The sequence below is a fragment of the Variovorax sp. PMC12 genome (genome assembly GCF_003019815.1).
In the GTDB taxonomy this organism is placed as follows: Bacteria; Pseudomonadota; Gammaproteobacteria; order Burkholderiales; family Burkholderiaceae_C; genus Variovorax.
The window spans coordinates 5271521-5285310 of record NZ_CP027773.1; the positions used below are offsets into that span (position 1 = coordinate 5271521).

12 protein-coding genes are annotated in these 13790 nt (G+C 67.5%); 8 read left to right on the plus strand and 4 right to left on the minus strand.

The window, feature by feature from the left end:
- The first annotated feature begins 2 nt into the window (after positions 1-2).
- A complete protein-coding gene (locus tag C4F17_RS24690) occupies positions 3-722 on the plus strand; it encodes a hypothetical protein (protein WP_234382367.1) in 720 nt (239 codons plus the stop codon).
- Between the two features lie 7 nt (positions 723-729).
- Here the strand turns inward: C4F17_RS24690 and C4F17_RS24695 are convergent, their stop codons facing one another.
- Positions 730-1650: a LysR substrate-binding domain-containing protein gene (locus tag C4F17_RS24695; protein WP_106937015.1), complete on the minus strand. Its 921-nt coding sequence runs from the start codon at positions 1648-1650 to the stop codon at positions 730-732.
- A 93-nt stretch (positions 1651-1743) separates the two neighbouring features.
- Between C4F17_RS24695 and C4F17_RS24700 the strand changes: the two genes are divergently transcribed.
- Positions 1744-2988 carry a pyridoxal-phosphate dependent enzyme gene (locus C4F17_RS24700; RefSeq protein WP_106937016.1) on the plus strand — a complete coding sequence of 415 codons (1245 nt, stop codon included), beginning with the start codon at positions 1744-1746 and terminating at the stop codon, positions 2986-2988.
- Positions 2989-3039: 51 nt separating this feature from the next.
- On the opposite strand, the gene C4F17_RS24705 is transcribed toward C4F17_RS24700, so the two are convergent.
- Complete coding sequence (locus tag C4F17_RS24705; RefSeq protein WP_106937017.1) at positions 3040-3666, minus strand: helix-turn-helix transcriptional regulator; 627 nt, start codon at positions 3664-3666, stop codon at positions 3040-3042.
- A gap of 94 nt (positions 3667-3760) precedes the next feature.
- Between C4F17_RS24705 and C4F17_RS24710 the strand changes: the two genes are divergently transcribed.
- Entirely contained in the window at positions 3761-4906 is a 1146-nt protein-coding gene (locus C4F17_RS24710; protein WP_106937018.1) for a threonine synthase, read from the plus strand.
- Positions 4907-4928: 22 nt separating this feature from the next.
- On the opposite strand, the gene C4F17_RS24715 is transcribed toward C4F17_RS24710, so the two are convergent.
- Together C4F17_RS24715 and C4F17_RS24720 are read right to left on the minus strand one after the other, a co-directional pair.
- The gene (locus tag C4F17_RS24715; protein ID WP_106937019.1) at positions 4929-5915 is read right to left on the minus strand and encodes an ornithine cyclodeaminase family protein; all 987 of its coding nucleotides are present in this window, start codon (positions 5913-5915) and stop codon (positions 4929-4931) included.
- 51 nt (positions 5916-5966) lie between these two features.
- On the minus strand, positions 5967-6275 hold the full coding sequence (locus tag C4F17_RS24720) for a hypothetical protein (protein WP_081267917.1): 309 nt from the start codon (positions 6273-6275) through the stop codon (positions 5967-5969).
- 169 nt (positions 6276-6444) lie between these two features.
- Here C4F17_RS24720 and secA point away from each other — a divergent pair, with 169 nt between their 5' ends.
- From secA to C4F17_RS24745, 5 genes are read left to right on the plus strand one after another with little or no spacing between them, the layout of a single operon-like run.
- On the plus strand, positions 6445-9231 hold the full coding sequence (gene secA, locus C4F17_RS24725) for a preprotein translocase subunit SecA (protein ID WP_106937020.1): 2787 nt from the start codon (positions 6445-6447) through the stop codon (positions 9229-9231).
- Between the two features lie 30 nt (positions 9232-9261).
- Positions 9262-10491, plus strand: a complete 1230-nt coding sequence (gene argJ / locus C4F17_RS24730) for a bifunctional glutamate N-acetyltransferase/amino-acid acetyltransferase ArgJ (protein WP_106937021.1) — start codon at positions 9262-9264, stop codon at positions 10489-10491.
- A complete protein-coding gene (locus tag C4F17_RS24735; protein ID WP_081267920.1) occupies positions 10488-11363 on the plus strand; it encodes an ATP-binding protein in 876 nt (291 codons plus the stop codon). Before argJ ends, C4F17_RS24735 begins: the two co-directional genes overlap by 4 nt.
- The gene (locus C4F17_RS24740; RefSeq protein ID WP_081267921.1) at positions 11360-11806 is read left to right on the plus strand and encodes an NUDIX domain-containing protein; all 447 of its coding nucleotides are present in this window, start codon (positions 11360-11362) and stop codon (positions 11804-11806) included. The genes C4F17_RS24735 and C4F17_RS24740 overlap by 4 nt, the downstream gene beginning before the upstream one ends.
- A gap of 3 nt (positions 11807-11809) precedes the next feature.
- Positions 11810-13780 (plus strand): acyltransferase family protein, encoded by a 1971-nt coding sequence (locus C4F17_RS24745; protein ID WP_106937698.1) that lies wholly within the window; start codon positions 11810-11812, stop codon positions 13778-13780.
- Positions 13781-13790 lie beyond the last annotated feature (10 nt).

Genomic DNA, 13790 nt, shown 5'->3' on the forward strand with positions numbered 1-13790 from the left:
GCATGCGCTCCATGAAGAACAACAGGCAAAGAACCACGACTCCACCGCCGCACCGCGGCGCAACGCTTGCCGCTTCCTGCCTCGCATTCGCGAGTCTGGGCGCGCAGGCGTCCGGGCATTTCGATGTCGACGACGCAGGCATGCTCGACCCGGGCCAATGCCAATACGAAACCTGGTGGGGCCGCGCCGGCGCGGAGCCGGTCACGGGCTTTCACTTCGGGCCGGCCTGCCGGGTCGGACCGGTCGAACTGGGCCTGAACTTCGACCGCAGTTCGGTGGCGGGCGTGCATTCGCTCACCGGGGGATTGCAGCTCAAATGGAACTTCCTCGGACAGGCGCCGGACGCGCCGTTCAGCGCGGCCTTGTCCGCGAGCACCGTTTCCGACCTGAAGCGCGGCGGCCGCACCGGCGGGCAGTTCGTCGTGCCGATGACCTGGCGGCCCGCCAGCAGCCTGCAGGTGCATGTGAACCTGGGTGCCGACTGGGCGCCGGGCACCGGCGTTCGCACACCCCGCGGCGGCGCCGCCGTCGAATGGGCTCTAAACGACACCGTGTCGCTCATCGCGGAGCGCAACCGCGCGGCGGGCGAGTGGACCTCGCGCATCGGCGGGCGCTTCAGCCTCACGCCGCTCATCAGCGTGGACGTGAGCACCTCGCGCACCGGCTCGCAGGGCGTGCGCGGCTTCGTGGTCGGGCTCAACCACGAGTTCACCTGGAAGTGAAGCGCCGTCAGCGCAGGTAGCGCAGGATCCGCTTTTCGTCTTCGGCCAGTTGCTGGCGCATCAGCGAGATGAAGTCGCGCGCGGTGGCCGACAGCACCTTGCCCGCGGGCATGGCCAGCAGGCAGGTGAAGTACACGTCGACCGAGAATTTGCGCACCACCAGGCCGTGCTCCGCATAGTCGAGCGCGGTGATCGGGTTGACCATGCCCACTCCCAGGCCGCGCAGGGCCATTTCGCACACGCTTGCCGCGTAGGGCGTCTGCACCAGCACGCGCAGCGCCACCCCGTGGGGCGCCAGTGCGGCCTCGAGCCGCTGGTGCGAAGGGTCTTCCGGGTTCAGCGCGATGAAGGGCGCTTCGGCCAGTTGCTCCGGCTTGATGGTCTTGAAGCGCGCGAGCGCGTGGTCCGGCGGCATCACCACCACGCCGGGAAAGCGCGCGAATGTCGAATGGTCGATGCCCTCGAGAGACAACTCGTCGGCCATCAGGCCGAAGTCGGAGATGCCCATGGCCACGCGGTCGCGCACGTCCTTGGAGCTCAGCACCTGCAGCGACACCTGCGGCCAGGGGCTTGCGCCGCGGTGCGCCTTCAGCCGTGCCAGTGCACGCGGCACGAAGCCCAGGCCGTAGGCCGGGAAGCAGCTCAGCTCGAGCTGGCTCACGCCGAAGTCGCGCAGGCTGCGCACCCGGTGCTCGATGGCGTCCATGCCGATGAACACCCGTTCGACCTCGATCCACAGGGCGCGCGCCTCGGGCGTGGGCACCAGCCGGCCGCCCGTTCGCTCGAAAAGCAGCATGCCCGCCTGTGCTTCGAGACGCTTGAGCGACTGGCTGATGGCAGGCTGCGTCAGCTGCAGCAGGGCGGCCGCCTTGCGCGTGGAACCGCCGCGCATCAGGGCCCGGAAGGTCTCGATTTCGGCGAAGCGCATCGATAAGTTTTGTTATCGGTTGAGTATCTGGGGCTGCGTAATTTTATTTCTTATTGCATAAGATTTGGGCACAACCTACAACGCAAGACGCTCGTGACGACATCGCCAGTTCTGGACTTCAAGTTCGCAGCACCGCCAGCGGATCCTTCGGCCCCTCATTCGGCCCCCCATTCGGGCGCTTCGCCGGGCATGGTCCGGGACCGCACCCCCAAGCCCCTGCGCAACCCACGCCTGCGTGGCCTGCAGTGCCTGCGATGCGACGCGCTCTACCCGGTCACGCTGACCCACGACGGCTGCCAGGCCTGCAAGCGCGAAGGCGTTCACGTCGCTCTGCGCGCCAGCTACCTGCCCGACGGCCCGGCCGATACCCTGCCCATGCCCTATGGGCAGGGCTTCACGCTGGGCGAGGGCAACACGCCGCTGCAGGAGATGCCTGAACTGGCAAGGCAATTCGGCATCGCGGGCCTGGCGCTCAAGGACGAGTCGTGCAATCCGACCGGCTCTCACAAGGACCGCATGACCGCGGTAGGGGTGGCGCAGGCCTTCGATTTCGATGCGCACACGCTGGTGCTGGCCTCTTCGGGCAACGCGGCAGTGTCGGCGGCGCACTATGCCTGGGCCGCGGGCCTGGGCTGCGAGGTGGCCACCTACGAGGGCTTGCCCGCCACCTACGCACGCCAACTCGATGCGCTGGGCGCGCGGCGCTATGTGTTCGCCGACAACGCGGGCCGCTGGGCCTTCGTGCGCGAGCGTTCGCAGCACCCGGGCTACTTCGCGCTGACCAACTACCGGTTGCCCGCGCTGGGCAGCGCACCGCTGGCGATCGAGGGCTACAAGCCCATCGCCCTCGAATGCGTGACCGAAGGCGGCCTGCCCGACCACATCGTCATTCCCACCGCACGGGGCGACCTGGCCTGGGGCATCTACGCGGGCTTTCGCGACCTGATGGCGGCGGGGCGCATTGCACGCATGCCGCAGCTGTGGCTCGTGGAGCCGTTCGCGCGGCTGTCGCGGGTGCTGGCGGGCGGTGCGATCAACGGCAGCTACCCCGGCCACACCGCGCAGTTCTCGACCGCCGGCGCCACCGTGACCTACCTGCAATGGCAGGCCGCGACCGCCACCCGCGGCGGCGCGGTGGTGGTGGGCGACGAAGAAGCCCGCGAGGCGCGCCGCCTGCTCACCGCGGCCGGCGTGAGCGCCGAGCTGTGTTCCGCAGGTGGCCTTGCCGCGCTGAAGAAACTGCGCGAGAGCAACGCCGTCGCGGCCGACGCACGCGTGGTGCTGATGCTGACCGCCAGCGCGTCGAGCGACCCGAGCTGGCCAGATCCAGCGGCCTGACACGCGGCCCGATTTCGCGCCATCGGTTCCAGCGGCGGGCCGCCGGCCCGGCTATCTGGCGTCGCTGTAGACGGTGGCGCGCGACACGCCCATGTGCGCCGCGGCAATCTCGGCGCCGCGGCGGACTTCCAGCAGGCCCGCCTTCTTCAGGTCCTGCACCAGCTGCTTGCGGTCCGCCGGCTTGAGCGAGCGCGAGGTGGTCGCGCGCGCGGCCGCGAATTCGTCGATGCGCGCATGGATGCGGTCCGTGTGGTTGCCGCCGGCCTCGATGTGCTCGTGCACTTCCTTGTCGTCGATGCGGGTGAACTGCGAGATCGCGCCCTGGAAGCTCTGGAACAGCGTGAGGTCGACGTTCAGGCACAGCGCCGCCACGTACTCGCCGCTCTCGTCCTTGATGCCGATCGAGGTGCTCTTGACCTTGCGCCCGTCCGGAAAAGTGTTGGCGTAGTTCGAGATCACCGCCGGGAACTCCGGGTCGCGGATGCGCGCCAGGCCCAGCTCGGTGACCGACTCGCCCACTTCGCGGCCGCTCAGGCTGTTTTCGATGGCGTAGATCGCGTTCTTCGGATTGCTCAGGTCGTGCACCACCACTTCGCAGAAGGGCGCGAAGGTTTCGCCCAGGCCTTCGGCCATGCTGCGCAGCATCTCGAGCACCTGCTTGTTCGACTTCTTTTTCATCGCATGGAATGTATCCAGCGCTGGACTAATAATCCAAATTATACAAAAAGTATAGAGTTGGATGTATTATCCAGTTTTGTCCATGGAGTCGCGAATGACCTCGAAAGAACGCGCGCGCTACGTCGATCCGCGCACCGGCAGGCATCACGAACTGTCGGAGCGCCGCTGGCGCTCCGACGACGGCAACCCGATGCTCGTCACGCCGCTGCCCGGCATCTCGCGCGACGACATCGATTCGCGCGCGCGTTCTCTCTGGCGCTACCGCGCGTCGCTGCCGGTGGCCATCGAGAACCCGGCGAGCATGGGCGAAGGCTGTACGCCGCTGGTGCAAAAGCGCTGGGGCGGGCTCGCGCCGTACTTCAAGCTCGAATGGTTCAATCCGACCTGCAGCTTCAAGGACCGCGGCGCGGCCGTGATGATGTCGTTCCTGCGCCAGATCGGCGTCGATGCGGTGCTGGAAGACAGCTCGGGCAACGGCGGCGCGGCCATTGCCGCGGCTGGCGCGGCGGCGGGCATGCGCGTGAAGGTGCTGGCGCCGAGCTACACGCCGGCGCCCAAGGTGGCCCAGATCCGCGCCTTCGGGGCCGAGGTGCAACTGGTGCCGGGGCCGCGCGAGGCGTCCGAGCACGAGGCGGTGCGCCAGTCGGAATCCATCTTCTATGCGAGCCACAACTGGCACCCCTTCTTCCTGCAGGGCACGAAGACGCTGGCCTATGAGCTGTGGGAAGACCTGGGCTTCGCCGCGCCCGACAACGTGGTGATTCCGACCGGGGCGGGCAGCAACGTGCTGGGGTGCTGGATCGGCTTCAAGGAACTGCTGGCTGCGGGGCAGATCGGCAAGCTGCCGCGCATCTTCGTCGCGCAGCCGCTGAACTGCTCGCCCATCGATGCGAGCTTCACGGCAGGCACGGACACGCTGGTGGAGCGCGTCGTGCAGCCGACCATCGCCGAAGGCACGGCAATCAAGCGGCCCGTGCGCCTGCCGGAAATCATTCAGGCCCTGCGCGAGACCAACGGCAAGACAGTGGCGCTGACCGAAGAGCAGATAGCGGCGGCGGTGCGCCAGTTGGCCGCGAGCGGTCTCTACGCGGAGCCGACATCCGCCTCGGCCGCGGCGGCCATCGAGGTGCTGGCGAAGCGCGGCGACATCCGCGCCGGCGAGACGACGGTTGCGCTGCTGACCGGCACGGGCCTGAAGTCCACCCAGTTCATGACCGGGTTGTTCGGAGGCGCCTCCTAACAGCGCGCCGCCACGGCCCGGCTCACCACGGCCACGCGATGCGCGTGCCCGATTCTGTTTCGTCCGCCCGCGCGTGCAGCAGGCGCGCGACGGTCAGGTCCTGCAGCGCGAGGCCGGTCATATCGAAGACCGTGATGTCTCCGGGTGCTCGATGGAAGGGCGTTTTTCCACTCAGCAGGTCGCCGAGTTCGGTGCCCTGCGTGTCGGGCGCCCATTGGGTCTCGCCGATCTGCCGCGCCTGGGTGGCGTCATCGACGAACAGCCGCGTGCGCGGCAGCAGGCCTTCGGGCAGTTCGCGTTTGCCGCGGGTGTCGGCGCCGACGCAGTTCAGGTGCGTGCCGCTCTGCACGGCCTCCAGGTCGAAGAGGGCACCGCCGCCCGGGGTGGCGGTGATCACCACGTCGCTGCGTGCGACGGCCGCATTGCGGTCGCTGGCGGGGGCGATGTTGCAGCGCCCCGCGAATGCAGCTTCGAATGCCGGCTTGCGCTGGCCGTCGGCGCTCATATAGAGAACGTCGCTCAGCGAGGGCAGCAGGCGCAGCGCAAAGTCGAGCTGGATGCGCGCCTGCACGCCGGTGCCGAACAGGCAAAGGCGCGTGCTGTCGGGCCGCGCAAGTTGTTGCAGGCCGAGCCCGCCCGCCGCGCCGGTGCGCACGGTCGTGACCGCGTTGCCGTCGATCACGCACAGGGGGCGGCCGGTGGCCGGGTCGATCAGCAGGATCGTGGCCTGGTGCGGCTCGCCGCCGCGCTGCCGGTTGGCGGGCCAGAAGCCGGCCGCCTTGAAGCCGAGCAGGCCCTGGGCCTGCACGTCGCCCGACTTGATGCCGAAGACGCCGCCGGTCTTCAGCGGTTCGCGCACGACCGGGAACACCCGGCCTTCGCGCTCGCTGTGCAGGACGAAGGCCTCGCGGACGGCTCGCAGCACGTCATCGGGAGGAAGGAGAGCGTCGACCTGGTTCTTGTCGAGCAGGAGGAGCCGGGCGTCGGCAGGGGCTGGAGATGGCGTCATCTGGAAATATTATCTATTTCCAGACGAAAAATATAGGCCTGGCCGGCGAAGTCAGCGCCCCGTGTGCACCTTGATGCGGATGCTCGCGACGTCCCAGCCCCGGTTCTTGAGCCGCGTCACCAGCATCGGCGCCAGTTGGCGCAGCTTGGCGGCGGCGGCGCTGCCCTGCACTAGCAGGCACCACACGTCGCCTTCGGCCGGCCCGGCCTGTATAGCCCCGCGCATGGCGGGTGGAATCAGGCCTTCCACGGCTTTCAGCCGCTCCGCCGTGTCGCGGGCGCGCGCCATCAGGCTTCCCAGCGTGGGCGAGCCTTCGGCAGCTTGCTGCAGCGAAATGGCGGGGGGAGTGCGGCGATACATGGGTAATCCAGGGGTTAGAAACAAGACAGCTAAAATGCCCGGTTTGCCGACGTTCGCGCCGGAAAAAGGGCCGCTTGCTTTCATTGAAAGCGCGCCCAACTGCTTTCACCATATCTTAGGGAATCCGGTCGAAGTGCCTGTCGCGTCAGGCGCCCGCCCATCTCCACCCATGGCAACCAACTTCCTGACCCAGATTTTCGGCAGTCGCAACGATCGGCTGCTCAAGCAGTATCGCAAGACGGTGGAACGCATCAATGCGCTCGAACCCGAGTTCGAAAAGCTCAGCGACGACGCACTGCGCGCCAAGACGCAGGAGTTCAAGGACCGCATCGCCAAGGGCGAGACCCTCGACGCCCTGCTGCCGGAGGCTTTCGCCACGGTGCGCGAAGGCTCCAAGCGCGTCATGAAGATGCGCCACTTCGACGTGCAGCTGCTGGGCGGCATGGCACTGCACAATGGCAAGATTTCCGAAATGCGCACCGGCGAAGGCAAGACGCTGACCGCCACGCTGCCGGTGTACCTGAACGCGCTGTCCGGCAAGGGCGTGCACGTGGTCACGGTGAACGACTACCTGGCCAACCGCGACGCGACCTGGATGGGCCGCCTCTACAACTTCCTCGGCCTCACCGTCGGCATCAACCTGCCGCAGATGCCGCGCGAGGAGAAGCAGCAGGCCTACGGCAGCGACATCACGTACGGCACCAACAACGAGTACGGCTTCGACTACCTGCGCGACAACATGGTCTACGAGCCCGGCGACCGGGTCCAGCGCGGGCTGAACTACGCCATCGTCGACGAAGTGGACTCGATCCTGATCGACGAGGCCCGCACGCCGCTGATCATCAGCGGCCAGGCCGAAGACCACACCGACCTCTACCTGGCCATCAACAAGGTGGTGCCCCTGCTGACCAAGCAGGAAGGCGAGGCCGATCCGCGCACCGGCGAAGGCGTCACGGTGCCCGGCGACTTCACGGTCGACGAGAAGACCCACCAGGTGTTCCTGACCGAGGACGGCCACGAGAACGCCGAGCGCATCCTGGGCGAGTTCAAGCTGCTGCCCGAGGGCGCGTCGCTCTACGACCCGGCCAACATCACGCTGATGCACCACCTGAACGCGGCGCTGCGTGCCCGTCACCTGTACCACCGCGACCAGCATTACGTGGTGCAGCAGGGCGAAGTGGTCATCGTCGACGAATTCACCGGCCGCCTCATGACCGGGCGCCGCTGGAGCGACGGCCTGCACCAGGCCGTGGAAGCCAAGGAAGGCGTGGAAATCCAGGCCGAGAACCAGACGCTGGCCTCGATCACCTTCCAGAACTATTTCCGCCTGTACGGCAAGCTCGCCGGCATGACCGGCACGGCCGACACCGAAGCCTACGAGTTCCAGGAAATCTATGGTCTGGAGACCATGATCATTCCGCCGAACCGCGTGAGCAAGCGCGACGACCAGCTCGACCGGGTCTACAAGACCACGCGCGAGAAATACGAAGCGGCCATCCAGGACATCCGCGAGTGCTACGAGCGCGGCCAGCCGGTGCTGGTGGGCACCTCGTCCATCGAGAACTCCGAAATCATCGACGGCCTGCTGACCCAGGCCGGCCTGCCGCACCAGGTGCTGAACGCCAAGCAGCACGCCCGCGAGGCCGACATCGTGGCGCAGGCCGGCCGCACGAAGATGATCACCATCGCGACCAACATGGCCGGCCGCGGCACCGACATCGTGCTGGGCGGCAATATCGAGAAGATGATCGAGGCCATCGAGAACGACGAAGGCCGCGACGAAGCCACCAAGAAGGCCGACATCGAGCACGTGCGCGCCGAATGGACCAAGGACCACGAGTTCGTGAAGTCGCTCGGCGGCCTGCGCATCATCGCGACCGAACGCCATGAATCGCGCCGCATCGACAACCAGCTGCGCGGCCGTTCGGGCCGCCAGGGCGACCCGGGCTCCTCGCGCTTCTACCTGAGCCTGGACGATCCGCTGATGCGCATCTTCGCGGGCGACCGCGTCAAGGCGATCATGGACCGCCTGAAGATGCCCGATGGCGAAGCCATCGAGGCCGGCATCGTCACGCGCAGCATCGAGAGCGCGCAGCGCAAGGTCGAGGCGCGCAACTTCGACATCCGCAAGCAGCTGCTCGAGTACGACGACGTGTCGAACGACCAGCGCAAGGTGATCTACCAGCAGCGCAACGACATCCTCGACGCGGGCGACCTCACGGCGCAGATCGCCGGCCTGCGCGAAGGCTGCTTCACCGACCTCGTGCGCCAGTACGTGCCGAGCGAATCGGTCGAGGAGCAGTGGGACCTGGAAGGCCTCGAGAAGACGCTCTTCGCCGAGTGGGGCATCGACATGCCGCTCAAGAAGGAAGTCGAGGCCTCGGAAGCCATCGCCGACGAGGACATCGTCGAGAAGGTGCTCAAGCACGCCAACGAGACCTTCGACGCGAAGGTGGCGCTGATCGGCCAGGAGAACTTCACCCAGTTCGAACGCATGGTGCTGCTGCAGAGCATCGACACGCACTGGCGCGAGCACCTGGCCTCGCTCGACTACCTGCGCCAGGGCATCCACCTGCGCGGCTATGCGCAGAAGCAGCCCAAGCAGGAATACAAGCGCGAAGCCTTCGAGCTCTTCGGCCAGCTGCTCGACTCGGTCAAGAACGAAGTCACGCGCCAGCTGATGACGGTGCGCGTGCAATCGGGCGAGCAGCTCGAGGAAGCCGCCGAGGCGCTCGAGAGCCGCGGCGAGAACGTCACCAACATCACCTACACCGCGCCAACGGAAACGGGCGAGGTCGAGGTGCGCGTCGACGAGGAAAGCCAGCGCCGCGCGGCGGCCGCGGGTGCGGGCGCCCTGAGCGCCGAGGCCCTGGCCTTCGCCCGCGTCGGACGCAACGACCCGTGCCCCTGCGGCAGCGGCAAGAAGTACAAGCAATGCCACGGCAAGCTGACCTGACCAGACCCGGAACCTAAGAAGAGACATCCCATGCCCGTGAACCTGTCTGCTCCCGATCCCGCCGCGCTGTTCGCGGTGCCTGGTGTCCGCATCGGCGTGGCCGAAGCGGGCGTGCGCAAGGCCAATCGCAAGGACCTGACCGTCGTGCTGATCGACGAAGGCTCCGCCGTCGGCGGCGTGTTCACCCAGAACCGTTTCTGCGCCGCGCCGGTGCAGGTCTGCCGCGAGCACCTGGCCGCGAACCACGGCATCCGCGCGATGGTGATCAACACCGGCAACGCGAACGCCGGCACGGGCGAAGACGGGCTGATGCGCACGCGCTCCACCTGCATCGCGCTGGCGCGCAAGCTGGAAATCTCGCCCGAGCAGATCCTGCCGTTCTCCACCGGCGTGATCATGGAGCCGCTGCCTGTCGATCGCATCGAAGCCGGCCTGCCGGCCGCGCTGGCCGATGCTTCCGCGGACCACTGGGCGCGCGCGGCCGAGGGCATCATGACCACCGACACCATCCCGAAGGCCTTCAGCCAGCGGGCCCAGGTCGGCGGCGCGACGGTCACCATCACCGGCATCAGCAAGGGCGCCGGCATGATCCGCCCGAACATGGCGACCATGCTCGGCTTCATGGCGACCGACGCGAAGATCGATCCCTCGCTCATCCAGCCGCTGGCCAAGGTGCTGGCGGATGCCTCGTTCAACCGCGTGACCATCGACGGCGACACCTCCACGAACGACTCGTTCGTGGTCATCGCGACGCAGAAGGCGGCCAACGCCGCCATCACCTCGCTCGACTCGGCCGACGGCAAGGCGCTGGTGGCCGCCATGCAGGACGTGGCGCGTCAGTTGGCGCAGGCCATCGTGCGCGACGGCGAAGGCGCGACCAAGTTCATCACCGTGCAAGTCGATGGCGGCCGCAACGCCGCGGAGTGCAGGCAGGTGGCCTACGCCGTGGCGCATTCGCCGCTGGTCAAGACGGCCTTCTACGCCAGCGACCCGAACCTGGGCCGCATCCTGGCGGCTGTCGGCTATGCGGGCATCGACGACCTCGACCAGACGGGCATCGACCTGTTCCTCGACGACGTGCACGTGGCGGTCAAGGGCGGGCGCAATCCGTCGTACCGCGAGGAAGACGGCCAGCGCGTGATGAAGCAGAGCGAGATCACGGTGCGCATCGGCCTGGGCCGCGGCGACGCCAGCGAAACCGTGTGGACCTGCGACTTCAGCCACGAATACGTGACCATCAACGCCGACTACCGGTCATGAACGAGCAGTTCCAGAGGCTGATCGAGCGCGCCGAACAGCTGATCAACCGCATCGAATCGATCCTGCCGCAACCGCTGGCGGAGCCGGCCGACTGGAACGCATCCATCGCCTGGCGCTATCGCCGCCGCAGCTCGGGCCACGGCGTGCTCGAGCCGGTGAAGCACGTGGCCGCGATGTCGCTCGATTCGCTCAAGGAAATCGACGTCCAGAAGGAAAAGATCGCGCGCAACACGCAGCAGTTCGTCGAAGGCAAGCCCGCCAACAACGTGCTGCTGACGGGCGCGCGCGGCACCGGCAAGTCGTCGCTCATCCGTGCCTGCCTGCAGGCCTATGCGCCGCAGGGGTTGCGCCTGATCGAGGTCGACAAGGCCGAGCTGACCGACCTGCCGGATATCGTCGAGGTGGTCTCGCAGCGGCCAGAGAAATTCATCGTGTTCAGCGACGACCTGAGCTTCGACGAGGGCGAGCCGGGCTACAAGGCGCTGAAGTCGATCCTCGACGGCTCGATCGCGGCGTCGACGCCCAACGTGCTGATCTACGCGACCAGCAACCGGCGCCACCTGCTGCCCGAGTACATGAAGGACAACCTCTCGTACACCCACACGGAAGACGGCGAAGTCCATCCGGGCGAGGTGATCGAGGAAAAGATCTCGCTGTCGGAGCGCTTCGGCCTCTGGGTGAGCTTCTATCCCTTCAGCCAGAACGAGTACCTGACGATCGTGGGCCAGTGGCTCTCGTCGTTCGGCGTGGACGAGGCCGCCATTGCCGCGGCGCGGCCCGAGGCGCTGGTCTGGGCGCTGGAGCGCGGTTCGCGCAGCGGACGCGTGGCCTACCAGTTCGCGCGGGACTACGCGGGTCGGAGCAACGCGTGAGCGAGCCGCGCAAGCACACGGAGGTCGCCGTCGGCGTGCTGATCCGCCTGTCGGACGACGCACTGCTGCTCTCGACCCGGCCCGAAGGCAAGGCCTACGCGGGCTACTGGGAATTTCCCGGCGGCAAGATCGAGGCGGGCGAAACGGTCGAACAGGCGCTGCGGCGCGAGCTGCAGGAAGAGCTCGGCATCACCATCGGCGGCGCCGAGGTCTGGAAGATCACCGAGCACGACTATCCGCATGCGCTGGTGCGCCTGCACTGGTGCAAGGTGACGGCCTGGACCGGTGAATTCGAGATGCGCGAAGGCCAGCAGATGGCCTGGCAGCAGTTGCCGCTGGACGTGACGCCGGTGTTGCCGGGCGCGCTGCCCGTGCTGCAGTGGCTGTCCGAGGAGCGTGGGCTGCCGTTCGCGCCGCAGCCGGCCGCCGCGCCGGCCGACTGATTGATGCACCCCAAGTACCGTCCGGATATCGACGGGCTGCGCGCGATCGCGGTGGCCTCCGTGGTCGTGTACCACGCCTTCCCCAAGGCGCTGATGGGCGGCTTCATCGGGGTCGACATCTTCTTCGTGATCTCGGGCTTCCTGATCACGACCATCATTCTCCAGAGCCTGGCGGCGGGTGATTTCAGCTACCGCGACTTCTACGAGCGGCGCATCCGGCGGATCTTCCCGGCGCTGATCGTGGTGCTGCTGGCGACGCTGTGCGCCGGCTGGTACCTGCTGCTGTCCGACGAGTTTGCCGAGCTCGGCAAGCAGACGGTGGGCGGCTCGGCGTTCGTGGCCAACCTGGTGTTCTGGAGCGAGTCGGGCTACTTCGACACGGCCGCCGAGACCAAGCCGCTGCTGCACCTGTGGTCGCTGGGCATCGAGGAGCAGTTCTACATTTTCTGGCCGCTGCTGCTGGGGCTGGCATGGCGCAAGCGCTGGCCGATCGTGCGCGTGGTGCTGGCGGTGGCGGCGGTGTCGCTGCTGGTCAACGTGACCACGGTCCATCCGCTGCCGGCGGCGTCGTTCTACTCGCCGGCTTCCCGTTTCTGGGAGCTCATGGTGGGCGGCATCCTGGCCTGCATGCGGCTGAAGCCGCCTGCGCCGAATGCCTGGCGCAGCCATGCGCAGTCGGTGCTGGGCGTGGGGCTGATCGTGCTCGGGCTGGTCATGATCCGCAGCAACAAGTCGTTCCCGGGCTGGTGGGCGCTGCTGCCCACGCTGGGCGCGGTGAGCTGCATCGCAGCCGGGCCGAACGGCGTGCTGAACAAGTACCTGCTGTCGAACCGGGTGATGGTGTGGATCGGCCTCATCAGCTATCCGCTGTACCTGTGGCACTGGCCGCTGCTCGCGTTCGTGCGCATCGTGGAGGCCGATCCGCTGCATCCGTCGCCGGTGTATCGCGCCGGTGCGATGGTGGCGAGCGTGCTGCTGGCCTGGGGCACCTACCGTTTCATCGAACGCTTCGCCAGGAATCGCCCCGGCCCCGGCACCATCAAGGTGCTGGGTGCGGGCATGGTGCTGGTGGCAGCGGCAGGCGTCGCGATCTTCCTGGGCGTGCCCGGGCCGCGCAATGACAGCGAAAGGCTGCAGATCGTCGCCAATGCCACGCTGGACGCCGACTACTACGCGGGCTTCAAGCTCGACCAGATCGGCGAGCAGCTGGTCTACAAGACCGGCAACGGACCGAAGCGCGTGCTGTTCGTGGGCGACAGCCACGTGCAGCAGTACGCGCCGCGGGTGATGGAGCTGTCGCGCACGCTGGCGATGCCGGACAAGTCGGCTTGGTTCGTCACCCAGGGGGCGTGCCCGGCGGTGCCCGGCGTTCAGGCCGACAAGAACATCGGCTGCGCCGAGCGGCGCGACGCCATGCTGGCCTATGCGATGGGCCCCGAGGTCGACTCGGTGGTCATCGGCGGCTGTTGGAACTGCTACTTCGTCGGCCACGGCGCGCTGGAATACTATTTCCGCGATGCCGACAACAAGGTCCATCCGTTCCAGGGCGGCGACGGCATCGAACGCTCCCTCGCGTCGCTGGAAGCCACGCTGCGAGAGCTGGCGCGGCACAAGAAGGTGTACCTGCTGCTCGACAACCCGGGCGGCGAGGAGTTCACGCCCAAGCGCCTGATCGAAGGCAGCCGCCTGACGCGCATGGAGGCGATGAGCTCCACGCCGACGGCCCCGTTGCCGGCCGACCAGAAGCAGCTCAACGACCGGCTGCGTGCGATTGCCGAAGCAAGCGGCGCGGAGCCCATCGACGCGATGGCGGTGCTTTGCAAGAACGACCAGTGCCTGCGCACGATGCCCGACGGATCGCCCGCCTACAAGGACGCCGATCACCTTCGGCCGCGCTACACCCGTGAAGAGGCGAGCTATTTCGACCGCACCGTCCGCACCGCGCCGGCCGCGGCCGCAGCGCAGCCGCGTTGAGCGAGGCGCC